This is a genomic window from Streptomyces sp. UW30, from assembly GCF_008042075.1.
Classification (GTDB): Bacteria; Actinomycetota; Actinomycetes; order Streptomycetales; family Streptomycetaceae; genus Streptomyces.
Genome location: NZ_RDBN01000005.1, coordinates 658,484 through 683,409 on the forward strand (window position 1 = coordinate 658,484; position 24,926 = coordinate 683,409).

General features: G+C 74.2%; 12 protein-coding genes and 1 pseudogene. 2 read left to right on the forward strand and 11 right to left on the reverse strand.

Going from position 1 to position 24,926, the window contains the following annotated elements; translation table 11 throughout:
• Positions 1-53: 53 nt before the first annotated feature.
• Positions 54-779 carry a hypothetical protein gene (locus EAO75_RS04695; protein WP_147993707.1) on the reverse strand — a complete coding sequence of 242 codons (726 nt, stop codon included), beginning with the start codon at positions 777-779 and terminating at the stop codon, positions 54-56.
• A gap of 91 nt (positions 780-870) precedes the next feature.
• Positions 871-1,377: a dual specificity protein phosphatase family protein gene (locus EAO75_RS04700; RefSeq protein WP_147993708.1), complete on the reverse strand. Its 507-nt coding sequence runs from the start codon at positions 1,375-1,377 to the stop codon at positions 871-873.
• Positions 1,378-1,464: 87 nt separating this feature from the next.
• Between EAO75_RS04700 and EAO75_RS04705 the strand changes: the two genes are divergently transcribed.
• A complete protein-coding gene (locus tag EAO75_RS04705) occupies positions 1,465-2,271 on the forward strand; it encodes a nuclease-related domain-containing protein (protein WP_147993709.1) in 807 nt (268 codons plus the stop codon).
• A 59-nt stretch (positions 2,272-2,330) separates the two neighbouring features.
• On the opposite strand, the gene ligD is transcribed toward EAO75_RS04705, so the two are convergent.
• Complete coding sequence (gene ligD / locus EAO75_RS04710) at positions 2,331-3,212, reverse strand: non-homologous end-joining DNA ligase (protein ID WP_147993710.1); 882 nt, start codon at positions 3,210-3,212, stop codon at positions 2,331-2,333.
• A 42-nt stretch (positions 3,213-3,254) separates the two neighbouring features.
• On the opposite strand from ligD, the gene EAO75_RS04715 reads away from it, so the two are divergent.
• Positions 3,255-4,322: a Ku protein gene (locus tag EAO75_RS04715; RefSeq protein ID WP_147993711.1), complete on the forward strand. Its 1,068-nt coding sequence runs from the start codon at positions 3,255-3,257 to the stop codon at positions 4,320-4,322.
• Between the two features lie 48 nt (positions 4,323-4,370).
• On the opposite strand, the pseudogene EAO75_RS04720 reads toward EAO75_RS04715, so the two are convergent.
• The 8 genes and pseudogenes from EAO75_RS04720 to EAO75_RS04755 form a co-directional block, all read right to left on the reverse strand.
• Positions 4,371-5,618: pseudogene (locus EAO75_RS04720) on the reverse strand (beta-ketoacyl-[acyl-carrier-protein] synthase family protein); the annotation flags it as partial.
• A gap of 120 nt (positions 5,619-5,738) precedes the next feature.
• Positions 5,739-6,491 carry a thioesterase II family protein gene (locus EAO75_RS04725; RefSeq protein WP_147993713.1) on the reverse strand — a complete coding sequence of 251 codons (753 nt, stop codon included), beginning with the start codon at positions 6,489-6,491 and terminating at the stop codon, positions 5,739-5,741.
• A complete protein-coding gene (locus EAO75_RS04730) occupies positions 6,488-8,515 on the reverse strand; it encodes a polyketide synthase (RefSeq protein WP_147993714.1) in 2,028 nt (675 codons plus the stop codon). Before EAO75_RS04730 ends, EAO75_RS04725 begins: the two co-directional genes overlap by 4 nt.
• Positions 8,512-11,781 (reverse strand): non-ribosomal peptide synthetase, encoded by a 3,270-nt coding sequence (locus EAO75_RS04735; RefSeq protein ID WP_187284306.1) that lies wholly within the window; start codon positions 11,779-11,781, stop codon positions 8,512-8,514. Before EAO75_RS04735 ends, EAO75_RS04730 begins: the two co-directional genes overlap by 4 nt.
• Positions 11,771-15,640 carry a non-ribosomal peptide synthetase gene (locus EAO75_RS04740; protein ID WP_147993716.1) on the reverse strand — a complete coding sequence of 1,290 codons (3,870 nt, stop codon included), beginning with the start codon at positions 15,638-15,640 and terminating at the stop codon, positions 11,771-11,773. Before EAO75_RS04740 ends, EAO75_RS04735 begins: the two co-directional genes overlap by 11 nt.
• Entirely contained in the window at positions 15,640-20,343 is a 4,704-nt protein-coding gene (locus tag EAO75_RS04745; protein WP_147993717.1) for a non-ribosomal peptide synthetase, read from the reverse strand. The genes EAO75_RS04740 and EAO75_RS04745 overlap by 1 nt, the downstream gene beginning before the upstream one ends.
• Positions 20,340-21,401 (reverse strand): MupA/Atu3671 family FMN-dependent luciferase-like monooxygenase, encoded by a 1,062-nt coding sequence (locus EAO75_RS04750; protein WP_147993718.1) that lies wholly within the window; start codon positions 21,399-21,401, stop codon positions 20,340-20,342. The genes EAO75_RS04745 and EAO75_RS04750 overlap by 4 nt, the downstream gene beginning before the upstream one ends.
• Complete coding sequence (locus tag EAO75_RS04755; protein ID WP_261989183.1) at positions 21,392-24,922, reverse strand: amino acid adenylation domain-containing protein; 3,531 nt, start codon at positions 24,920-24,922, stop codon at positions 21,392-21,394. The genes EAO75_RS04750 and EAO75_RS04755 overlap by 10 nt, the downstream gene beginning before the upstream one ends.
• Positions 24,923-24,926 lie beyond the last annotated feature (4 nt).

Here is a 24,926-nt window from a genome sequence, read left to right on the forward strand (position 1 = left end):
GACGTAGAGCCGTTCCTGGCCGTGCCGCCAGGTCGGTATGACGCGCAGTCCGTTCATGCACCATCACCCCATGACCATGGGAACAGGTGGGGCGTCTTCTTGCGGGGGCCGGTGCGCAGCATCTCGTCGTGCGTGAGCAGCATCGCCTTCTGGTCCGCGTCCCAGGTCCACTGCAGCCGGTACTCGTACCCGGCGACCTCGGACGGCGAACGGATGATCACCGACCGTCCGGCCAGCTCGACGCTGCTGACGGCGTCGTCCCAGCTCATCACCTGCATCAGCCGGTGCTTCTCGACGGTGTAGACGCGCACCGCGGTCGTCCTGCCCGGCATCAGCCGGAAGCCGACCGTGAGCTCGGGGCGCCCGTCGCCGGTCAGGTCCCGGAAGTAGGGCCGCAGCACCGGGCACTTCCCATGGCCGGCGCCGCCCGCGCACTGCGCCATCAGACGGCCGGTCTCGCGGTACTGCGCGTCCTTGCCCTCGTAGTCCCCCGGGCTCTTGTCGAGCTCCTTGCGCACGACCGTCACCGGGTTCACGTCGTGGATGTCGTCCCCGGGCAGCATGACGCCCTTCACGACCTCCCGGTTCACCTCGCCGATCTCATAGGCCGGCCGGGACGCCGGCGTCAGCTGCGGCCAGAGCTTGTCCGGGCTGACCGCGGTCTCGGTCGGGCCGGAGCCCTGGAGTCCCCCGGCATCACCGCAGGCCGTCGCCGCCGTCAGCAGCAGTGCGACCAGGGCACTGAGCGCGACGGTGCGCGTGAGGCGGGTGCGGGGCACGGTTCTCCTGGGGCTCGGGGTGTTGTCGGCCCGTACACCCTATTCGTACGGAAGTCCTTTTTGCGCACCCGGTGGGCGGACGGGCGAAGGGCTACTCGGCGAGCTCTTCCAGGAGCCGCGCGGTCGACAGTCCGGCTCGGAGGTAGTCGACGAACAGCTCGTTGTGCAGGGCCCACGGAGAGCGGCGGGAGCGTATCAGCCGGATCGCCTGCTCGGCGGAGTGGCTCCGGCGGACCAGGGCGTGGGCGACGACCAGCCCCGAGCGGTTGTAGCCGTGATAGCAGCGCACGAGGACCCTGCGGCCCTCGTCCATGGCCTCGCACGCCGCCTCCGCCAGGCGTATCACCCCCGCGAGCTGGGTGCCGTCCAGCGGCCCGTCCGGGATCGGCCACACATGGTGCGCCACGCCGGGATCGGGTCCGTGCCCGGGCAGCCGCAGCAGCGTCTGCACGAGATCGAACTCGTCCCTGACGACGGCGAACTCCAGTTGCCCCGAGCGCCCCCGGAACTCGTGCCCGCCCATCCACAGGCCGGGCACGATCTCGCTCCACGGGCTGTCCGGAGCAGGTACGTCGGGTTGCTTCCTGCGGGTACGCAACGGCGCCTCCCCAACTCCTCTCAAAGGTAACCGGGTTCTTGCCCCCGCAGCACCCCGCCTGTTCCCATGGTCATGGGGTGATGGTGCATGAACGGACTGCGCGTCATACCGACCTGGCGGCACGGCCAGGAACGGCTCTACGTCTGTCTCACGGACGGCCGCAACCTCGCCTGGTACGACCGTGAGGCGGGCCGGATCAACCTGCTCAGCGACGCGAGCAGAGAGGATGTGCTGGAGGCGCTCGGCCCCTTCATCACCGGCCCGGTGACGGTGGGTCCGCCCCCGGTCCCCACGCCCGCCGAGCTCGCCCGCCTGACCCTGCACCCCGACGACGACCTCGCGCCCAACCGCCCCGGCGAGGCGCTCCTCATCGCCCTGGACCGGGATCCGGGTCCGACGCACCGCCTGCGGCCGGACCCGCGGCGGCGGGCGCTGACCGCGGAGCAGACGGTCGGGGAGGCGCTGGACCGGCTGGACGGCGTGGGCTGGCACGCGCTGCACTCCGTGCCGCTGCCCGGCGGCGACCGCATCCATCACCTGGTGATCGGGCCCGGCGGGCTGTTCGCGCTGCACGCCCTGTACGCCCGTAAGCAGAAGGTCACGGTCGCCGACCCGATGGTCGCCCTCGGCCGCCGCGAGGCGTACCCGCTGCTGCGCCGGGTCCGCGCCGACGCCGACCGCGCGTCGTACGCCCTGACCGCCGAGGTCCGCCCGGTCCTCGCCCTGGTCACCCCGGCCGACGTGACGATCACCGGGCCCCTTCGGGAGGTACGGGTCCTCAAGGACACGGAGGTGGAGGGCCTGGCCCGGACGGGCGGGGTGCTGAAGCCGGCCGATGTGGAGGCGCTGCATGCGATGGCCCGGGACCGGCGGGTGTGGCTGGCCGCCGGCTGACGGTACGGGTCGGTTCCGGGTGGCTGAAAGGCACGACCGGCGTCCGGAGGCGAAGCCGGTCACGGCAGCCCACCCGCCCGGTCCGCGTCCAGCAGCGGTGCCAGCAGGTCGCCGTAGTCCTGGAGGCGGGGGGCCAGGTCGGGGGCCGTGAAGATCAGGGACCCCGGGGAGCGGCAGGTCTCGACCTCGTCCCACGTGACCGGCGCCGACACCGTGGGCTCGCGGCGGGCCCGCAGCGTATAGGGCGTCGCCGTCGTCTTGCGCCCGGCGTTCTGGCTCCAGTCGACGAAGACCTTTCCCGGCCGCAGGCTCTTCGTCATCCGGTGGATCGCCAGCCGGGGCAGGGCCTTCTCGGCCTCCACGGCGAGTTCCTTGGCGTACTCGGTGGCCTGCGCGGAAGGGGCCGGCCGGATGGCCGCGGCGAGATGGAGGCCCTTGGAGCCCGACGTCTTGGCGTACGCCTCGATGCCGTCGGCGGCCAGCCGCTCCCGCAGCCAGAGGGCGACCTCGCAGCACTCCACCACGCCGGCCGGTGACCCGGGGTCGAGGTCGAAGACCAGCCGGTCGGCCTCGCCGGGCGCGTCGATCACCCACTGGGGCGTATGGAACTCGGTGACGAGATTGGCGGCCCACATCAGACTGGCCAGGTCCTGCACGAACACCATCCGCGCCGGCCCCTCGACCCGGGGGACCTCGGCCGTGGTGACCCACTCGGGGGTGCCCGGCGGGACGTTCTTGGTGAAGAACACCTGCCCGTCCGGGCCGTCCGGGTAGCGCAGGAAGGACACCGGCCGGTCGCGCAGATGCGGCAGCAGTACGTCGGCGGTGGTCGCGTAGTAGTGCAGCACCTCGCCCTTGGTGAACCCGGTCGCCGGATACAGCACCTTCTCCAGGTTGCTGAGCGCGAGCCGCCGCCCCTCCACCTCTGTGATCGGCGTCATACGATGAGAATCACATGAAACCGGCCGGAACTGCCTCGAAAGGTGCTGAACGTGCGATCCATATGGAACGGCGCCATCTCTTTCGGCCTGGTCAGCATCCCGATCAAGGTGGTGAACGCGACCGAGAGCCACTCGATCTCCTTCCGCCAGATCCACACCGAGGACGGCGGCCGGATCCGGTACCGCAAGTTCTGCGAACTGGAGGACCGCGAGGTCAGCCAGGCCGAGATCGGCAAGGGCTACGAGGACGCCGACGGCTCGATGATCCCCATCACCGACGAGGACCTGGCCCAGCTGCCGATCCCGACCGCGAAGACGATCGAGATCGTGGCCTTCGTGCCGGGTGACCGCATCGACCCGCTCCAGATGGACGCGGCGTACTACCTCGCCGCGAGCGGCGCCCCGGCCGCCAAGCCGTACACCCTGCTGCGGGAGGCGCTCAAGCGCAGCAACAAGGTCGCCATCGCCAAGTTCGCACTGCGCGGGCGTGAACGGCTCGGCATGCTCCGGGTCGTCGGCGACGCCATCGCCATGCACGGCCTGCTCTGGCCGGACGAGGTGCGGGCCCCGGAGGGCGTCGCCCCCGACACCGACGTCACCGTCCGTGACCAGGAACTCGACCTCGCGGACGCCCTGATGGACACCCTCGGCGAGGTCGACCTCGACGATCTGCACGACGAGTACCGCGAGGCCGTCGAGGAGGTCATCGCCGCGAAGGCGTCCGGCGAGGCCCTGCCCTCCCTCCCCGAGCCCGCGGCCGGCGGCAAGGTCCTCGACCTCATGGCGGCCCTGGAGAGCAGCGTCCGCGCCGCCAAGGAGTCCCGCGGCGAGGCGCCGGAGGAGGCTGCCGAGGTCAGACGCCTGCCCCAGCGCAAGTCGGCCCGAGCGGCCCCGAAGCAGACGGCAGGCAAGAAGTCGACGTCGGCGGCGAAGAAGACCGCGGCGAAGAAGACGACGGCCTCGGCGAAGAAGACGACATCGAAGTCGGCCTCGACGTCGGCCTCGAAGACGACGTCCAAGTCGGCCCAGGGCGCCAAGAAGTCGGCGGCGAAGAGCACGGCGAAGAAGGCGACCGCGAAGAAGACGACGTCACGCAAGCGCACGGCGTGACCAGGAGGGGACCGGGAAGCGGCGCCGGGGCTCGCCTGACCGCCCCGCCTACACCCGCCGCAGCGCCAACACCGCGTTGTGCCCGCCGAACCCGAACGAATTGCTCAGCACCACGTCCCCGTCCTCCGGCAGCGCCCGCGCCGCCCCCCGCACCACGTCCAGAACGATCGCGTCGTCGACCTCGTCGCAGCCCACGGTCGGCGGTATCACCCCGTGACGCAGCGTCAGTACGGCCGCCACGGCCTCGACCCCGCCGGCCGCGCCCTGGAGATGCCCGAGGTGTCCCTTGAGCGCGGTGACCGGTACGGCCCGTTCCCCGAGAACCGCCCGCAGTGCGCACGCCTCCGCGAGGTCGCCCTCGGCCGTCGCCGTGGCATGGGCGTTGACGTGGACGACGTCCCGGACACCGGCCCCGGCATCCAGCAGGGCCCGCCGCAGCGCCAGCGCGATGCCGTTGCCGGACGGGTCGGGCGCGGCCATGTGGTGGGCGTCGGCGGACAGGCCCCAGCCCGCGGCCTCGCAGTAGATCCGCGCCCCACGGGCCCGGGCGTGCTCCTCGGCCTCCAGGACGAGGATCCCGGCTCCCTCGCCGTTGACGAACCCGCTCCGGTCCTTGGCGAACGGGCGGGAGGGTGTGGCGTCCGGTGACGCGGCCCCGCCGGCCAGGGCCCGCATCGCGGCGAAGGACGCCATGATCGCCGGCGTGACGACCGCTTCGGCGCCGCCCGCGAGAGCGACGTCGATGCGCCCGTACCGTATGCGGTCGATCGCCTGCCCGATGGCCTCGGTCCCCGACGCGCACGCGCTGGTGACGGTCCGGGCCTCGCCGGTGATGTGCAGGTCGAGCGAGACCTGAGAGGCGGCCTGCGAGGGCACCGTCATCGCAGTGGTGAGCGGCGAGACGGCCCGCGGCCCCTTCTCCCGCAGCCTGCGGTCCCCGCCCACCAGCACGGACGCGTCACCGAGTATGGCGCCCAGGCTCACCCCCACCCGCGCCGGATCGACCCCGCTCTCCCGCGTGCCGCCCGCCGTGAACCCGGCGTCGGCCCACGCCTCGCGGGCCGCCAGCATCCCGAACTGCGCGGCCCGGTTCATCCGCCGCGCCACCGGCCGGGGCAGCAGCCCGGCGGGATCCACGGGCACGACCCCGGCGACCCGCACCGGCAGGCCGTCGAACTCCTCCCCGGCCAACTCCCGTATCCCGTGTCGCCCGTCGAGTAGTCCCCGCCACAACTCACCGACCCCGAGACCCAGCGGGGTGACCGCGCCCAGCCCGGTGACGACGACCCTGCGGGGCGTGGGCGCGGGCGCGGCGGGCTGGCTCATCTCGGCATGCCCCTTTGGTCGTTGAAAGGTCGTTGAAAGGGAAACATGCCCAGGTTTTTCATGTCCAGCACATACGGACGGCGCGCCGCCTCACAGCAGCTGCGCGGTGATGAACCCGACCAACTCCTCTTTCCGCGGGTTGAGATAGAAGTGGTTCCCCTCGAAGACCCGGACGTCCAGCCCCTGGGTCGTGACGTCCGACCACGCCGCGAGGTCCTCCACCGGGCAGGCGGGATCGCCGTCGCCCCCGCAGGCCGTGACCGGAACTCTCAGCCGGTGCAGGCGCGTCGGGCGGTACGCCGCGAGGAGCCCGAAGTCCGCGCGCAGGGACTTCATGATCACGGCCCGCAGCGCGGGGTGATCGTAGAGCGCGGCGCCCTGCGGATCCAGTCTGCGCACGTGGTTCAGGATGTCGGCGTCGGTCGGGGCCGACCGCGGTGCCAGCTCCTGTGCGAGGCGTGGCCGGGTGCGGCCCGACACGAACAGCCGGACGGGCGTGCGGCCGGGGACCTCCTCCAGCCGGCGGGCCACCTCGTACGCCACCGACGAACCCATGCTGTGGCCGAACAGCGCCAAAGGCAGGTCGTCGCCCGGCTCGTCCAGCAGGGCCGCCGTGATCGCGTCCGCCAGCTCGTCCATCGTGGCCGCGCACGGCTCGGGCAGGCGGTCCTGGCGGCCGGGGTACTGCACCGACAGGACCTCGATCTCCGGTGGTGTCAGCGTGGCCCAGTCGTGGAAGGTGCCCGCCGCTCCGCCCGCGTGCGGAAAGCACACCAGACGGATCTTCGCGGCGGGCGCGCGCACGCCCCTGAACCAGCGGGTGCGTATGTCGGGGACGGTCATGACTCCGCCTCGAACTCGGAGAGCAGCGCGTCCAGGGCGCCGTCCGCCTCGCCGTGCTCCTTGGTCTCGACGATGCGGGTCGTCATGTCCTTCAGGGTGATCGGTTCGAGGAACAGCTGGATCGGTACGTCGATGCCCAGCTCGTCGCGGAGCCGTCCGGCGAGATGCACGGCCGTCAGCGAGTCGCCGCCCGCCTCGAAGTACGTCCGCTCCAGGCCCGCGCGGCCGTCGAGATCCAGCGCCTCGATCACCAACTCGGCGACCCTGGCCTCCAGCTCGTTCTCCGGCGCGGGTGACGGGCTGTCGGGCGTCGTCCGAGCCGCCGGGCCGCGCAACGTCAGCGCGCCGTGACTCTCGCCCGCGAACGGGTACGCCGGCAGCCGCACCCGCCGCACACCGGCGTCGAGGGCCGGCCAGGTCACCTCCTCGCCCCTCAGCCACGCCTCGCCCAGAGGGTCCCGCGCCGTATCCCGGTGGCCCTCGGCCAGTGCCGTGAGCTTGTCCGACGCCTCCCGTGCGCCGGCGGCCACGACGTAGGCGCGCACGGGCATCCCGACCCGGCCCGTGCGCAGGGTGTGTGCGATGTCGGCGAGGGACGGGGCGTCCGCCTCGCGCAGGCGCGCCGCCAACCTGGCGGCAACAAGGGCGAGTTGGGGGTCGGTGCGGGCCGAGAGCGGCAGCACCGTCGGCTCGGCGGCACTCGCGCCCGCCCCGCGCTCCGGCGCCTCCTGCACCACCACGTGCACGTTCGTGCCGCCGATGCCCACCGACGTCACGCCGGCCAGCCGGGGCAGGCCAGGCCTGCTCGGCCACTCCGCCGTCTGCGTCACCAGCCGCAGCGGTGATCCCTGGAGAGCGGTGACCGGGCTCGTGACGTCCACCGTCGGGGCCAGCGTCCCGTGCTCCAGCATCAGGATCGTCTTGATCAGCGCCGCCGCCCCGGCCGCCGCGTCCGCGTGCCCGATGTTCGACTTCACCGAGCCGAGGGCGATGTCGCCGCCGGGGCCGAACGCCGCGCTCGCCGCCTCCAGTTCGATCCGGTCCCCCAGCTCCGTACCGGTCCCGTGCGCCTCCAGGTACTGCGCCGCCGACGGCTCCAGCCCCGCCGCCGCCCACGCCTCGGTGATCGCGGCCGTCTGCTGGTCCACCCCCGGAGCGGTGAAGCCGACCTTGCCGGCGCCGTCGTTGGTGACCGCGGTGCCCCGGATCACCGCCCGCACGGGGTCGCCGTCGGCCAGCGCGTCCTCCAGCCGGCGCAGCACCAGCACGCCCACCCCGCTGCCCGGCACCGTGCCTGCCGCCTTCTCGTCGAAGGGGCGGCAGCGGCCGTCGGGCGAGAAGATCCCGCCCTGGTAGTGGACGTAGCCCTGCTTGCGCACGCCGGCGATGGACACGCCGCCCGCGAGCGCGGCGTCGCACTCGCCGAGCAGGAGGGCCTGGACGGCGAGATGGACCGCCGTCAGCGAGGTCGAGCAAGCGGTCTGGACCGTCATGCTCGGCCCGTCCAGGCCCAGCCGGTAGGAGATCCAGGGCGCCAGGAACTCGCGGTCGGTGAGGATACGGACCTGAAGGGCGCCGATCGACGCCGCAAGGGCCGGGTCCGTGGCGGCGGCCAAAGAGTGCTCCGTCGGGCTGCCGCCCACGTACACGCCGGTGCGGGACGGGCCGTTCAGCGGGGCGTACCCGGCGTCCTCCAGGGCGGCCCAGGCGCTCTCCAGCAGCACCCGGTGCTGTGGGTCGAGAGCCGCCGCCTCGGTGCGGTTGAAGCCGAAGAGCTCGGCCTCGAAGCGGTCCGCGTCCGCCAGATACCCGTGGGCGGGGACGTACGCGGGATTGCTCAGGTCGGCCGGGTCCGCCCCGTCGGCCAGCAGTTCCTTCTCGGTGAAGGCGGACAGGGAGCAGACGCCGTCGCGCAGGTTGGCCCAGTACGTGTCCAGGTCGGGGGCGCCGGGGAAGCGTCCGCTCATCCCCACGACGGCCACCGCGGACTCAAGGTCGTACGGTGCGGCTTCCTCGGTCGTCATCGCTTCGTGCCCTTCCTGGAACGGAGTTTGTGCAGGGCCGCCCGGCGGTCGCTGCCGCGCCGGGCCGCCTCCTCGTGGGGTGCGATCTGTCCGGCCGTACGGTCGAGATGGGCCGCCACGGCGGCGACCGTCGGATGCCGGAACAGGTCGATCAGGGTCAGGTCCCGGTACTCGGGGTGTTCCTGGAGCGCCGCGAGCACGGCCAGCAGCCGTACCGAATTGCCGCCCAGGTCGAAGAAGTTGTCGTGCGCGCCGACCCGGTCCAGGGTCAGCACCTGCTGCCAGACCCGGGCCACACGCTGCTCGGCAGCGCTGTCCGGGGCGGCGTACGACTCGCTCAGCCGGGGCCGCGAGGAGGGGGGTTCGGGCAGCCGGGACCGGTCGATCTTGCCGGAGCGGTTCAGCGGCAGCTCCGGCAGGCGCACGAAGACCTCCGGGACCATGTAGCCGGGGAGCCGTCGGGTGAGATGGGCACGCAGGGCCTCGTCCGAGGGGGCCGTGTCCTGACCGACGACATAGGCCACCAGCCGCTGATCGGCCCCGTCTCCGCGCACCGCCGCCGCGGCCACCGTCACCTCGGGATGGTTCGCCAGCAGGGCCTCGATCTCGCCGAGTTCGATCCGGTAGCCGCGCAGCTTCACCTGCGAGTCGCTGCGGCCCAGGTAGTGCAGGACGCCATGCGCGTCGACGCGGCACAGGTCGCCGGTGCGGTACATACGGCTGCCGGGCGGGCCGTAGGGGTCGGCGACGAAGCGCTCGGACGTCATCCCGGGCCGGCCGATGTAGCCGCGGGCCAGGGTGGCGCCGGCGACGTAGAGCTCGCCGGTCACGCCGACCGGGGCCGGGCGCAGACGGCGGTCCAGGACGTAGGCGCGCGAGCCGGGCACCGCGTGGCCGATCACGACCGGCTCGCCGGGGCGCAGATCGGCCGTGGTCGAGTACACCGTGGCCTCGCTAGGGCCGTACGCGTTGACGATGCGGCGGCCCTCCTCGCCGAGCCGCTCGACCAGCTCCGCCGGGCACGCCTCGCCGCCGACCGCGAGGGTGCGCAGCTCGGGCAGCGCGCCCGGGGAGCGGGGGAGCGTCATCGCGGCGGACGGCGGCAGGAAGACGTAGGTGATGCGGGAGTCCCGCAGCCGCGCCTGAAGTGCCTCGCCCAGCCGCTCGTCCTCCTGCGCGATGTGCAGCTCCGCGCCCGCGACCCAGGGGAAGAACAGGTCGGACACGGCGACGTCGAAGCCGAACGACACGAACTGCAGGACACGGTCCGTCCCGGTCACCGGGAACACGGGGCATACGTTCACCGCCAGGTTGTGCAGCGCCCGGTGCTCGACGGCCACGCCCTTGGGGACGCCGGTGGAGCCGGAGGTGTAGAGGACGTAGGCGAGGTCGCCGGGGGCGCACGTCGCGGGGGTGAACGCGGGCACCGTGTCCGGGTGCTCGTCCACGCGGAGTTCCGGTACGTCCGTCCCGGCCAGGCCCGTCGTCCGCGCCGCCGTCAGCAGCAGGGACGTGGCCGAGTTGGTGACCATGTAGGCGAGGCGGGCGGCGGGGTGTGCCGGGTCCAGCGGCACGTATGCGCCGCCGGCGCGCAGGACCGCGAGGGCGGCGACGGCCATGTCGGCGCCTCGGGGGAGCAGCAGGCCGACGCGGTCTCCTCGGCGTACGCCGTGTGCCTGCAGGCGTGCTGCCAAGTGGTCGGCTCGGCGCAGGAGTTCGGCGTAGGTCAGGCGGAGGTCGCCGCAGACCAGCGCGGTGGCCTCCGGGCGGGTGGTGGCCTGGTTCGCGACGAGGTCTGGGACCAGGTGCGCCTTGGGGGGTGCCGCGCTGTGCTGTTGGGCGGCTGCGGGTTCGTCGGGGCTGGTCGCGCAGTTCCCCGCGCCCCTGAGGGGCGCTGCCAGCAGGCGTTCCTTTTCGTCCTGCGGGAGCATGTCGAGCGTCGACAGCGGGGCCTGCGGGCGCTGCAGGAGCTGCTCCAGCAGCGTCTCGAAGCACCGCACCCACCGCCGTACCGTCTCCGTGTCGAACAGTGCGCTGCGGTAGATCAGATACGCGGCGAGATCCTCGCCCCACCGCTCCACCTGGAGATGGAAGTCGAACTTCGCGGTGTCCAGGGCCACATGAGCCCGTTCGACCTCGGCGCCGGCCAGGCTCAGCGTCAGTTCGGTGTCGTCGTCGTAGCCGAAGACCACCTGTACTACCGGGTCGTGGCTGATCTCGCGGGCCGGGGCGACCTCGTTGACGACCGCCTCGAAGGGGGCGTCCTGGTAGGGCTGGGAGTCCAGCAGTGCGGTGCGCAGACGGTCGATGAGGCCGTGGTACGAGGGGTCGCCGGACAGGTCGATCCGCAGGGCGAGGGTGTTGGTCAGCATGCCGACCATGTCCTGGAGTTCGGGGCGGTCCCGGCCGGAGACGGGAAAGCCGATCACCAGGTCCTCGGAGCCCGAGAGCCGGCTCACGAACGCGGCGTACGCGGCGAACACCGCCATGAACGGGGTGCCGCCGCGCGTCCGGGCCGTCTCGGCGAGCCGCGCGCGTACCCGGGCCGGCAGCGTGAACCGCTCGGTGCCGCCCGCCGCCGTACGCACCGCCCCGCGCGGCCGGTCCAGCGGCAGCGCGACCGCCTCCGGGGCACCCCGCAGCCGCTCGGCCCAGTGCGCGACCGAGCCGGCGTACTCGCCTGCCGTCTGCCGCTCACGTTGCCAGGACGCGAAGTCCGGGAACTGGAGGGGCAGTTCGGGCGGGGTGTGGTGCAGGCCCTTGGTCTCGTTCTCGTACCCGGCGGACAGCTCGCGCAGCAGCACACCCAGCGACCAGCCGTCGCAGACCAGATGGTGGGCGACGAGCAGGATGCGGTGGCTGCCGTCGGTCACGGTGTACAGCGTGCAGCGCAGGAGTGGGCCGGTCGCCACGTCGAAGGGACGGGCCGCCTCCGCGTGCATCAGAGCCTCCACCTCGGCGACGGGCACGTCACGCTCCACGCGCGGCTCCACCCGCCCGGCGGTGGACACGATCTGGAGCGGCACCCCGTCGGGGCCGGTGCGCAAGACCGTGCGCAGTGACTCGTGCCGGGCGACGAGCGCGTCGAGTGCGCGCCCGAAGGCGGCCGCGTCGAACGGCCCGCGCACCACGAAAGCGGCCGGCACGTGGTAGGTCGCGGCGCCCGGATCCATGTGGTCCAGGACGAGCAGCCGGGCCTGCGCGTCCGAGGTCGGGAACTCGTACTCCTCGTACTCCCCGACCGTGCCGATGTCGTCAGCGGCCATCTGCCTGTGCTCCGTCCCCCGTGCGGTCTGCCAGTACGTTCTCCACGGCCGCGGCGATCTCGCCGACCGGCCCCGGGGTGAGCACATCGCTGTGCTCGCAGTCCAGTTCGTGCACGTCCACCCCTGCCGCGCAGCCCTGCCAGGCCGCGCGCTTCTCCTCGGTCGTCGCCTCCGAGGCGCGGGTGGCCGAGAAGAGGGTCACCCGGCCGTCGTACGGCGACGGCCGCCAGGCGCGGGCCATCTCGATGTACCGCTCCATGGCGCCGGCCAGCGTGCCGAGCCGCCGCTCGTCGAGGTCGGCGAGGAGCGCGCTGTGCGCGTGGAGGCGGGCGACGACCTCGGCCCGGTCCAGCGGGCCAGGACCGGCCGGAGCGCCGGGCAGCGCGTTGCGCAGCAGGCTGCTCAGCGCCGCCTGCTCCACCACCGCCGGGTCCAGCGGCACCCGCGCCACCTCGGGCGGCTTCGGCATCGAGTCCACCACGGCGACGAGCGCGACCTCCTCACCCGCCGCGCGCAGCCGCACCGCCAGCTCATGCGCGAACGGCCCGCCGAAGGAACGCCCGAGCAGCAGATACGGCCCGTGCGGTCGCACCGCCCGGATGCGGGGCACATACTCTTCGGCCAACTCGCCCAGCGTGTGCGGAAGTTGCCCGCCGTGCAGCACCGGCGTCTGGAGCGCGTACACCGGCCGCCCGGGCGCGAGGTGCGGCAGCAGCGCCGCGTAGGCCCAGCCGAGCCCGAGCCCCGGGTGCAGGCAGAACAGCGGGGGCAGGTCGCCCTCGCGGCGCAGGGCGAGCAGCGGGGCGTACGCGTCCTCGGCGTCCCCGTCCGGCTGCCCGGCGGCGAGGCGGGCGGCGAGCGCGGCCGGTGTCGGCGCCTCGAACAGCGTGGCGGGCGACACCCGGGTACCGAGCTCGGCGTGGATGCTCGCGGTCAGGCGCAGGGCGAGCAGCGAGTGGCCGCCGTGCGCGAAGAAGTCGCCGTCGGGGCCGATCGCGTCCACGCCGAGCGCCTGCGCGAACAGCGCGCACAGCCGCTGCTCACGCCCCGGCCGGGCGATCCGGCCGGACCCCGAAAGCCCACGCTCCGCCTCGGGTTCGGGCAGCGCCGCCCGGTCCACCTTGCCGTGCGCGGTCAGCGGTACGGCGTCCAGGCGCGCCCACGCCGACGGCATCAGATGCGCGGGCAGCACACGCGCCGCATGCTCCCGCACCCGGCCCAGGTCGCCGCCCATGACGTAGGCGACGAGCCGCTTGCCGCCGCCCGGCCCCGGGCGCGCGGCGACCACGGCCCGCTCCACGCCGGGGCAGGCGGCCAGGGCGGCCTCCACCTCGCCGGGTTCGATCCGGAAGCCGCGCACCTTGACCTGGTCGTCGCCGCGGCCCACGAACTCCAGCTCGCCGCCGGGGAGCCGGCGCACCAGGTCGCCCGTGCGGTACATGCGGGTGCCGGGCGGCCCGTACGGGTCGGCGACGAAGCGCTCGGCACTGAGGCCCGGACGGTTGAGATAGCCGTGGGCGAGCCCGCTGCCGGCGACGTACAACTCGCCGACCGCTCCGGCCGGTACCGGGCGCAGGAGACGGTCGAGGACGTGGGCGCGGGAGTTGTCGAGCGGCCGGCCGATGGGCACGGACGCGCCGGCGTCCTCCGTCACGGGGTGGGCCGTGGCGAACACCGTGGTCTCGGTGGGCCCGTAGCCGTTGACCACCCGCGTGTCCGGGCAGTGCTCGCGCACCCGCCGCACCGCCTCGGGCGCGAGCACGTCCCCGCCCGCCCACACCTCACGCAGGGCGCCGAGCACCTCCGGCGCGATCTCCGCGACGGTGCGCAGGAGTTCGGCGGTGAGCCACAGGGCGGTGAGCCGCGCCTCGGGCAGCAGCCTCCTGAGCAGGTCGGGGGTGACGGGTCCGGGCGGGGCGAGCACCACCGTGCCGCCGTTGAGCAGGGGCACCCACATCTCGTAGGTCGCGGCGTCGAAGGTGTGCGGACTGTGGAGGAGGACGCGCTCGTGCGCGCCGCCCGCGAACCGGGAGTCGGCGGCGAGTTCCACCACGGCCCGGTGCGGGGTGACGATGCCCTTGGGTTCGCCCGTGGAACCCGAGGTGTACATCACGTACGCGGCGGATTCCGGATGCACGGCGGCCGGCGTCGGCGCGTCCGTGCCCTTCTCGTCGACGTCCAGCACCCGCACGCCCTCGGGCAGTCGAACGTCGGTGGCCGTGACCGCCACCCGCGCGTGCGCCGTGCCCACCAGCGCCGCCAGCCGCCCCGCCGGAGCCCCCGGATCCAGCGGCAGACAGCACGCACCCGCCTTCAGCACCGCCAACTGCGCGACCACCATGGACACGGACCGGGTCAGCGGCAGCGCGACGGTGTCGCCGGGCCGCACCCCCGCCTCCCGCAGCCGCCCCGCCAGGGCGTCGGACGCCGCGTCGAGACGGCCGTACGTCAGCACATCGCCGTCGGACTCGACGGCCGGCGCGTCGGGTGTGCGGGCCACCTGCTCGGCGAAGCGCCCGGGGATGCCCGGCGCCCCGGACGCCGGACGCGTCGGGCCTTCGGCCAGGGCGAGCAGCCGGCGCCGCTCCTGGCGGGGGAGGACGTCGAGCTGGTCGGCCGGTATGCCGTGCGCGGACGTCAGCGCTTCGAAGGCGTGCGCCAGGCGGGCACCGACCGTCGCGGCCGGGATGCCGCCGCGGCAGCTCACCCGCAGCAGCATTCGCTCCCCGGCGACGACGGCGATCGTCACCGGGTAGTGCGTCGCGTCCCGCGTCCCGACCAGCTCCACGGCCGGGGCGGGACCCTCGGCGCGCGGGAAGTTCTCGAACGCCAGGACCGTGTCGAAGAGTTCGCCCGCCCCGGCCGCCCGCTGCACCTGGGACAGCCGTACATGGTGATACGGCGCCAGCCGCAGCTGCTCCCGCTGCACCCGGGCCAGCAGTTCGTCGACGCCCTCGCCGGCCCGCAGCGCGATCCGCACCGGCAGCGTGTTGATGAACAGCCCCACCATCCGCTCGACGCCGGGCAGATCGTGCGGCCGCCCCGAGACGACCGCGCCGAAGACCAGGTCCTCGGCGCCGGTCATCCGGGCCAGCACCAGGGCCCAGGCGGTCTGTGCCACGGTGTTGACGGTGACGCCCGCGTCGGCCGCCCGCCGGGTGACCGCCGCCGTCAGCTCGGCGGTGAGCTCGACGTCGACCGTGTCCTCCAGGGCATCGGTGCCCCGCGGACCGTCCGGCGACAGCAGCGCGGGCCGCGGCAGACCGTCCAGCGCCTCCCGCCAGGCAGCCTGCGCCCGCACCTGGTCCTGGCCCTTCAGCCACACCAGATACTGCTTGAACGGCGCGGCGGGCGGCAGCTCGGCGCCGCCCGTCGTCAGCGCCTCGAGATCCCGCGCGAGCAACGGCAACGACCAGCCGTCCAACAGGATGTGATGCAGGGTCAGCAGCAGTTCGGCGCCCTCGTCGTGCCGGACCAGCGTGGCCCGTAGCAGCGGAGGGCGGGCCAGGTCGAAGCGACGGCCACGGTCCTCGGCCATGAGCCGGGCGAGGTCCGCCCGCGTCTCGTCCGGCGTGCGTCCGGTGCGGTCGAGCTCCGTCCACGGCGGCTTCACCGCCCGCGGGATCACCTGCACCGGCCGCTCGACGTGCTCGTGCCGGAAACACGCCCGCAGATTCGGGTGCCGCTCCAGCAGCCCGGCGACCCCGGCCCGCAGGGCCTCGCCGGTGACGCCGGGCGCGATCCGGAAGCGGGCCTGGACCAGATACGGGTCGGGCCGGTCCGGATCGCGCAGGGCGTGGAAGAGCAGGCCCTCCTGGGCGGGGGAGAGCGGCAGTACGTCCGCTATGCGGCCGCCCATCAGTCGTCCCCCTCATCGTCGTCCAGGTCCAGGTCCAGGCCGTCCTCCAGCAGGGCGAGCTGGTCCGCGGACAGGTCGACCAGCGGGAAGTCGGAGCTGGTGTGGCCGCCCGCTCCGTCCCGGCGGGCATGCGCGACCAGGACCTCGATCGCCTCGCACCACAGCCGCGCCAGCCGCAGCACGTCGTCCTCGCCGAGCACCCCGCGCGCGTACGAGAACCCGGCGCTCAGGCACAGCCGCCCGGCGCCCCGCTCCAGGACGACCGCGTCCACCTCCACGGCGTGCCCGAGCGGCAGCGCCTCAGCGGCCATGCCGAGCAGTTCGCCGTCGGCCGTGTCGCCGCCGGAGAACCGGCCCAGGTAGTTGAACCGCAGGTCGGGCACGGGCAGCAGGTCCAGCTTCGGGGCCGTGTCCGGGTTGAGGTGGCGCAGCAGCCCCCAGCCGAGGCCGCCCGCGGGGACCGACCGCAGCCGCTCCTTGATCTGCTTGAGTGCCTCGCCGGCCGCGTCCCGTGCGGGCTGCCAGAAGTCCGCGCCGAGCGCGGCGCCCGCGTCCAGCCGGACCGGGTACTGGGTGGTGAACCAGCCGACGGTGCGCGAGACGTCGGCGGGCCGGGAGAGTCCCTCGCGGCCGTGGCCCTCCAGGTGAACCAACAGTCCGGTGCCGGTGCCCCGGTGCCGCAGCGCCGCCGCGGCCAGCGCGGTCAGCAGGACCGCGTCCGGGCCGCAGTGGAAGGCCTCCGTCACCTCGGACAGCGCCGCCTCGGTGACCTCCGGCGTCAGTTCCACGCTGAGCACACCGCGGCGCGCCCCGACACCTTGGCCGCCCGCGATCCGCGCGTCCGGGCCGCTCAGCATCCCCTCCCACCAGGCCGACTCCACGTCGGCCTGCTCGGGCCGCACCGCCTCCTGCGCCAGCAGCCGCGCCCAGCGCGCGAAGGACGTGCCCGGCGCCTGCGGCAGCCGTTCCCCGGCCAGAGCGGCGGCCAGTTCGGGGCCGAGCAGCCGCCAGGACACCCCGTCCACCGCGAGGTGATGCACCGTCAGCAACAGCTGCCCCGGCCGCTCGGCGCCCGCGTCGAGCCAGGTGGCCCGCAGCATCTCGCCCATCTCCGGGTCGAGCCGCACCGAGGCCGCCGTCGATTCGGCCAGTTCCCGGGCATCGGCGCCGGCGGGCACCTCGACGCGCTCGACCACCACGTCGGGGACGGCCTCGGGAACCTCCAGCTCCCCCTCCACCAGCCGCATCCGCAACACGCCGTGCCGCTCGACCAGCCCGCGCACGGCCGCCGCGACCCGCTCCGGGCCCACGCCCGACGGCACCGGGAACACCATCGACTGCGTGAACGCCGCCGCGTCCCCGCCCTGTTCGCGCCACCAGCGCATGACCGGCGTCAGCGGGAAACGCCCCGTGCCGGAGTCCTCGCCGAGATCCGCGGCCTCCCGTGCGGTCAGCGCGAGCGCGGCCGGCGTACGGGCCGTGAAGACCTCGCGCGGTGTGATGCCGAGCCCCGCACCCGACGCCCGCCCCGCCAGCTGGATCGCCATGATGCTGTCGCCGCCGAGCCGGAAGAAGTCGTCGTCGGCACCGACCCGTTCGACGCCCAGCACCTCCTGGAACAGGGCGCACAGCGTGACCTCGCGCACCCCCTCGGGGGCCCGCCCCCCGACGTCCGGCCGGCTTCCCGGCGCGGGCAGCGCCGCCCGGTCCAGCTTGCCGTTCGGCGCCAGCGGCAGCGCGTCCAGCACCACCACGTCGGCCGGCACCATGGCGGCGGGCAACCGCCCGACGGCGTACGCCAGCAGCGCGTCCGGCGCGGGCTGCACGCCGTCGCTGCCGACGACGTACGCGACGAGCCGCGGCCTGCCCGGCCGGTCCTCCCGTACGACGGCCACCGCCCGATCCACCGACGGGTGCCCGGTGAGGACGGCGGCGATCTCGCCCGGCTCGATCCGCTGGCCCCGGATCTTCACCTGGTCGTCGGAGCGGCCCAGGTACTCCAGTTGCCCGTCGTCCCGGCGGCGGGCCAGGTCCCCGGTGCGGTACATGCGGGTGCCGGGCGCCCCGTACGGATCGGCGACGAACCGCTCGGCACTCGCCCCCGCCCGGCCCAGGTAGCCGTACGCCACCGCGGGCCCCGCCAGATACAGCTCACCGCACACCCCCGGCGGCACCGGCCGCAGCCGCTCGTCGAGGACGTACGTGCGCGTGCCCGGCAGCGGGGCGCCGATGGGCGGGGGCGTGCCGTCGCCGGTGAGCGGGCCGGAGACGGTGGCGGCCACCGTGTACTCGGTGGGCCCGTAGGCGTTGTGGAACCGGCGCCCGCCGACGGCCCAGCGGGCCACCAGCTCCGGCGGGCAGGCCTCCGCGCCCACGGCAAGCGACCGCAGGTCCGGGTACTCCCCGGCGGGCAGGGTCGCCAGCACGGACGGCGGCAGCATCGTGGCGTTGATCCGCAGCCCGGTCAGGACATCGGCCAGCCCCTGCCCGGCGAGCGGCCCGTCCGGCGGCACGACCAGCGTCCCGCCCGAACCGAACGCCATGCACATCTCGGCCACGGAGATGTCGAACGCGGGCGACCCGAGTTGCAGCACCCTGCTGTCCGGGGTCAACGCCATGGAATCCACGAGGCCGTGAGCGAGGGCGGCCAGACCGGTGTGGGGAACGAGGACGCCCTTGGGGCGGCCGGTGGAGCCGGAGGTGTGGATGACGTAGGCCGGGGTCGCCGGGTCCAATTCGGCGGGGAGTGCCGGGGTCGCCCCAAAGGGGCGCGGGGAACTGCGCGACCAGCCACCATGGCGCGGCAGACGATCCACAACATGCCGTGGCAATTCCAGCGAATCGCTCAACGCCAAGGTCGGCACATCCGTACCGACGGGCACCCCCCGCTCCCCCACAACCACCAGCACCGGCTTCGCGTCCTCCAGCGCCACCCGGATCCGCTCGGTCGGATAGTCCGGATCCACCGGCAGATAGGCCGCACCGGCCCGCTGCACCGCCAGCAACGCAGGCACCATCGCCGCGGTGCGTCCCAGCGCGAGGGCCACGACCTCCCCGGGCCCCGCGCCGTGCTCGGCGAACACCGCAGCCAACCGGTCGACCCGGTCGGTGAGTTCGGCGTAGGTCAGCGTCAGCGCGGTGCCCTCCAGCGCCGGTGCGTCCGGCGTGCGGGCCGCCTGCCGGGCCACCAGGTCGGGCAGGGACAGCGGCTCGGGAGCGGCCGGGCCGACGCCGAGCTCCAGCAGCCGCCTCCCGTCCGCCTCGGACAGCAGACCGACGTCGGCGAGCGGCGCCTCGGGGTCGGCGGTGAAGCGGCGCAGCAGCTCCAGATAGGCGTCCGTCCAGTGCCGTACGGTGTCCGCGCCGAACAGGGCCGTACGGATCTCGAAGCTGCCGTCCATCGCGCCGTCGTCGGCGTCCCGGACGATGCCCACGAGGTCGTGTTCACCACCGGTGTGGATCCGCTCGGGCTCGCTGAACTCCCGCAGCGCGGCCACGCTGCGCTGCTGGGTGAGGTGCATGAACACCCACTGGAACAGCGGGGAGCGCCCGGCGCTGCGGTCGGGCGCGACCGTCGAGACGATCCGGCCCACCGGCACGTCCGCGTTGGCCATCAGTTCGGGGAAGTCGGCCGCGAAGCGGGACAGCACATCGGCGAAGGAGTCCCCGGGCCGGATCCGCCAGCGGGTCGGGATGGCGTTCATGACGTACCCGATGACCCGCTCCAGACCCTTGGCGGCCCGGTTGGCGGTCGGCGTGCCGAGCACCATGTCGTCGGCGCCGGTGAGGCGGTGCGCGAGGACCGCGAACGCCGCCATCAGGACGACGTAGACGGAGGCGCCGCGCTCGCGGGCCAGCGCCCGTACCGCCCGGGCGGTCGGGGCGTCCACCCGGAACGGGATCTGGGCGATCTCCTCCGAGGACCCCGCGCGGGCACCGGGCACGGTCAGCGGACCCGGCGGCTCGGCGAGGTAGCGGCGCCAGAAGGCCAGCCGCGCCTCGAAGACGCCGGCCGCCTCCAACTCGCCCTGCCAGGAAGCGAAGTCGGCGTACTGGATCCGGGGCCGGGTCAGTGCGGGAGCCGTACCGGAGCGCGTCGCGCGGTGGGCCTCGGCGAACTCGGCCTGGAGCACGTCGAAGGACCACCAGTCGGCGATGACGTGGTGCAGGCTCAGCATCAGCGTGCTCCGCCGGTCGTCGACCGTGACGAACCGGGCCCGCATCAGCGGTTCGCCCGCCAGGTCGAAGGGACGGAGCCGGAAGGTCTCGAAGGCCTCGGCGATGGTGATGCCGGTGCCGCGCAGGTCCTCCCGCTCCAGCCGGAAGCGCTCCTCGGGCGGGAAGGTGACGGTGAGCGCTCCCGGTTCACCGTCGATGCGGGCCCGCAGGACGTCGTGGTTCCCGCGCACCAGCGTCAGCGCCGGCTCCAGCAGGTCGGGGTCCATCGGGGCATCGAAGTGGTAGGCACAGCACAGGTTGAGCGCCGCGGTGCCGGGATACAGCGACTCGTACACCCACAGGTCCTCCTGCGCCGGGCTGAGCCGCGCCGGGCCGTCTCCGTCCCGCGGCGGTACGACCGCCGGGATCAGCCCCGCCTGCCCGGACTCCACCAGCCGCCGCATCAGCCGGACCCGCTGCTCACCACTGAGCGCGCTGAACCGCTCGGCCATCGACGCGCCGGCCGCCCCCGTAGTCCCCGTCACGCCACGTCCTCCACGAGCTCAGCCAGTCGGTGCAGCCCCGCCAGTACCTCTTCGCGGCCGAGGCCGAAGTCCACGAAGCAGGCGACCTCGTCGCAGCCCAGCTCGCGCAGGTCGGCGAGCATCTTCCGGCAGGTCTCGGCGGAGCCGAGCAGGCTGCCCCAGGACAGATACCGGTGGAAGGCGAACTCGGCGAGCAGCGCGGTCTGTTCCTCGGTGAGCTCCGCCGTCGCCCTGTCCGCCGTACGGTTCGCCGTGGTCTGCCGGACATAGGAGCGCAGATACCGCTTCAGCGGCTCGGCGGTCAGCCGCCGCGCCTCCTCGTCGTCCGCGCCGACGAACGTGTGCGCCATCAGCGTCACCCGGCCGTGCGCGTCGGTGCCGCCCTGGTCGGGGGCGGCGGCGCAGGCGTCCCGGTAGCGGCCGATCTTCTCGGCGAGTTCGTCCCGGCTCTGTCCGACGGTCGCCCCGAGCACCCCGGTGCGCAGACCTCCGGCCGCCTCCCAGGTCGCGGGGTTGCCGGAGCTGGTCAGCCACAGGGGCAGGGTGTCCTGCACGGGCCGTGGCTGCGGCCGGACGGTGACCGAGGCGCCGGTGCCGTCGGTGAACTCGGCCGCCTCGCCCGCCCACAGCTGCCGCAGCAGCGGGATGTCCCGCAGGGTCTGCTCGCGGCGGTCCTCGTAGTTGCCGGGCGCGAGCACGAAGTCGGCGGAGTGCCAGCCCGTGGCGGCCGACAGCCCGATCCGGCCGTGCGAGAGGTTGTCGACGACCGCCCAGTCCTCCGCGATCCGCAGCGGATGGTGCAGCGGCAGGATCACGCTGCCCGCCCGGATGTTGATCCGCTCGGTCGCCACCGCGAGCGCGGCGCTCAGCACCGGCGGGCTCGGGAACACCTGGCCCACCTGCTGGAAGTGCCGCTCGGGCGTCCAGATCGCGTGGAAGCCGAGCCGGTCCGCGGTCCGGGCGACGGTGAGGATGTCGTCGTAGGCCTCGCTGTGCCGCGGCGCCGCCCCCGTGTCCGCGGGGCTGTCGGCCCCGAAGAACATCACGCTCAGGTCCATGGCACCTCTTTCTGGCTGGTGTCGGTACGTCCGGCGCGGCCGGGCTGCCGGGGAACGCGCGGCCGGCGCGGGATGGGCGCCGGTGCCACGGGGGCCTCGGCCGGCGCCCGCTCCAGCTCGGTGGCGAGAGCGGCGACGGTGGGCGAGGTGAACAGCTGGGCGGCGGTCACCGTGCGCCCGGCACCGGTGAGGCGGGCCGCGACCCGCACCGCGCGCAGGGAGTTGCCGCCGAGCTGGAAGAAGTCGTCGTGCGGGCCGACGCCGTCGACGCCGAGGACGTCGGACCAGACGGCGGCGATCTCCCGGTGCAGGGCCGAGTCCGCCGGGGCGGCGTCGGCGCGGGCGGGGACGAGCACCGCGTCCCGGGCCGGGTCCGCGCGCCGGGGCGGCTCGGGCAGCGCGAGCCGGGACAACGGCAGGTCCGGTTCGGTGACCGCCGCGCGCAGCGCCTCGACGACCGCGTCCGCCAGCCGTTCCACGAACTCCGGCTCCAGACACGAGGTCCGGTACTCGAAGACCAGCGTCATGCCGTCCGGCGCGCCCGACGGGCCGTGGTCGTCCGTCACGTCCACCAGCAGCTCGAACCGCGCCGTGCCGGTGCGTAGCGGCTCCACGCCGGTCTCGGCGCCGGGCAGGTCCACCTCGGCGCGGGCGTTGTTCTGCAACGCCAGCACCACCTCGGTGAACGGCTGCCGCCCCGGCGGACGTACGGGGCCCAGCGCGTCCACGACCTCCTCGAACGGCACGTCCTGGTGGGCGAAGGCGTTCAGCGCCGTCTCCCGGACCCGCGCGAGCAGCTGCCGCGCGGTCGGATCGCCGGAGGCGTCGGTGCGCAGCACCAGCATGTTGACGAAGAACCCGACGACGTCGTCCACCGTGCCGTCGTGCCCGCGCCCGGCGATCGGCGACCCGACCGCGAGATCCTCGCCCGCCCCCGCCCGCACCAGCGCGGCGGCCAGGGCGGCGTGCAGCGCCATGAACAGCGTGGCGCCCTGCACCCGCGCCGTCTCGACGATCCGCGCGTGTTCGCCGGCGTCCAGCCGCCGTACGACGGTGGCGGCGTCCCGGCCCGGCACGGCGGGCCGTCCGGGACGCCGGGGCAGCAGGGGGCCGCCGGGTGCCAGGTCGGCCAAGGCCTTGCGCCAGAAGGCGAGCTGCTGCGAGGCGAGTGATCCGGGATCGCCGGCCGAGCCGAGCCGCTCCCGCTGACGGCGCGCGAAGCCGGTGTACGGGACGGGCAGCGGGGGCAGTTCCGGTTCGGATCCGGCGGCCCGGGCGGCGTAGGCGCGCGACAGGTCCCGCAGCAGCGGGGGCAGCGACCAGCCGTCGCCGGCGATGTGGTGCAGCACGAGCAGCAGCGCGTGCTCACCCGGCCGGTCCGCGACACTGAACAGCACGGCGTGCAGGGGCAGTTCGGCGCCGAGGTCGAAGCGGTGCCGGGCGGCCTCGGTGACGGCCTTCGCCAGCTCACCCGAGTCCACGTCGACCTGCCGCAGCTGTGGGAGGCCGTCGGCACCCTCGAGCACCCGCTGTCGCGGCTCGCCGTCGGTCTCGTCGAAGACGGTACGCAGCACCGCCTGCCGGCCCGCCACGTCCCCGAGGGCCGCCCGCAGCGCCGCCGGATCGACCTCGCCGCGCAGCCGCACCAGCACCGGCAGGGTGTAGGCGGTACCCGCGTCGACCCGGTCCAGGAACCACAGGCGGCGCTGGGCGTACGACAGGGACAGTGAGCCGCCGTCCGGGAGAGGTAGCGGCGCGTCGGACCGACCGCCGTTCTCCGCCGTCTCCTCCACGTGCGGCACCAGCTCCGCCGGCGTCCGGCACTCGAACAGCGTCCGTACGCCGACCCGGGCGCCCAGCGTCAGCTGGATCCGGCCCAGCAGCCGGGCCACCATCAGCGAGTTGCCGCCGAGCGCGAAGAAGTCGTCCTCGGGGCCGACGGACGCGACCCCCAGCACCTCGGAGAACAGCCCGCACAGCGCTTCCTCGACCGCACCCGACGGCTGCCGCCCGGTCGCCGAGGCGAGCGAGCCGGTGACCGGGCCGGGCTCCGGCAGGGCCGCGCGGTCCAGCTTGCCGTTGGGGGTGAGGGGGAGGGCGACCAGCAGGACGAAGGCCGCCGGGACCAGGTAGTCGGCCAGCAGGCGAGCCGCGTGCTCGCGCAACTCCCCTTCCGTGGGCGGCTGTCGCTCCCCGTCACGCGGGACGACGTACGCGACGAGCCGCTTGTCACCCGTGGCGTCGGGCCGGGCGACCACGGCGGCCCGGACGACACCCGGATGGCGTGCCAGGACCGCCTCCACCTCGCCGGGCTCCACCCGGAACCCGCGGATCTTCACCTGGGCGTCGGCCCGCCCCAGATACTCCAGCACCCCGTCGGCCCGGCGCCGCACCAGATCCCCGGTGCGGTACATCCTCCGGCCCGCGGGCCCGTACGGGTCGGCCACGAACCGCTCGGCGGTCAGCTCCGGCCGGCCGCAGTAGCCGAGGGCGACACCCGTCCCGGCGGCGTACAGCTCACCGCTCTCGCCGTCCGCGACGGGCCGCAGCCGCTCGTCCAGCACCCGGAGCCGTTTACCGGCGAGAGGGCGGCCGATCGGCACCGGCCGGCCGCCGCGCACCTCCTCGGCGGTGACCGGGTGGACGGTCAGGAAGACCATGCCCTCGACCGGGCCGTAGCCGTTGCTCAGCCGCAGCCCGGGGTGCCGCTCCAGGGCGCGGGCCGCGTGCGCGGGCGACAACGGCTCGCCGCCGACGATCAGTTCGCGTACCGCGGCGAGGGCCCGCGGGTACTCGTCGACGACCACCTGGAACAGGGAGGCGGAGAGGTACAGGGAGGTGACGGCATGCCGTTCGACCAGAGCGGCCATCACCACCGGGTCGGGGCGCTGCCCCGGGTGCAGTACGCACAGGCCGCCGTTCAGGAGCGGACCCCACAGCTCCAGCGCGAACGCGTCCCAGGACACCGGGGAGCACTGCAACCACACCGCGCCGGCCCCGAAGGAGGCGAAGTCCTGCCCGGTCAGCGTCCCGGTGATCGCCGAGTGGGAGGCGACGATGCCCTTCGGGCGGCCGGTGGAGCCGGAGGTGAACATCACGCAGGCGGGGTCGTGCGGCCGTACCGCGACCTCGGCGTGTGCCGGCGTCGGGGTCTGCTCGGAGTCCTCCACCGCCACCGACTCGGCGGCGCTCACGGGCTGTTGGGCCCCGCGTCGGGAGACGACCACCCCGACCCCCGCGTCGGCCGCCATCCCGCGCAGCCGCTCCGCCGGAAAGTCCGGGTCGAGCACCACATAGCCGGCACCGGCCTTGAGCGTGCCGAGCAGCGCCACCACCATCTCGGCGGACCGCTCCAGGTACACGCCCACCAGCGTCCCCGGCCGCACACCGCGCCGCCGCAGCAGCGCGGCCAACCGGTCGGCACGCGTGTCGAGTTCGCCGTAGGTCAGCCGTTCGTCGCCGTGCACCAGCGCGGTCGCCGCCGGTGTCCGCCGAGCCTGCTGTGCGAAGAGTTCATGCACACCG

What these genes read in the sequence shown, in the direction of transcription:
- EAO75_RS04705 (WP_147993709.1), top strand. Translation starts at nt 1,465, where the DNA reads ATGAACGGACTGCGCGTCATACCGACCTGGCGGCACGGCCAGGAACGG.
- ligD (WP_147993710.1), bottom strand. Translation starts at nt 3,212, where the DNA reads ATGACGCCGATCACAGAGGTGGAGGGGCGGCGGCTCGCGCTCAGCAAC.
- EAO75_RS04725 (WP_147993713.1), bottom strand. Translation starts at nt 6,491, where the DNA reads ATGACCGTCCCCGACATACGCACCCGCTGGTTCAGGGGCGTGCGCGCG.
- EAO75_RS04730 (WP_147993714.1), bottom strand. Translation starts at nt 8,515, where the DNA reads ATGACGACCGAGGAAGCCGCACCGTACGACCTTGAGTCCGCGGTGGCC.
- EAO75_RS04735 (WP_187284306.1), bottom strand. Translation starts at nt 11,781, where the DNA reads ATGGCCGCTGACGACATCGGCACGGTCGGGGAGTACGAGGAGTACGAG.
- EAO75_RS04740 (WP_147993716.1), bottom strand. Translation starts at nt 15,640, where the DNA reads ATGGGCGGCCGCATAGCGGACGTACTGCCGCTCTCCCCCGCCCAGGAG.
- EAO75_RS04750 (WP_147993718.1), bottom strand. Translation starts at nt 21,401, where the DNA reads ATGGACCTGAGCGTGATGTTCTTCGGGGCCGACAGCCCCGCGGACACG.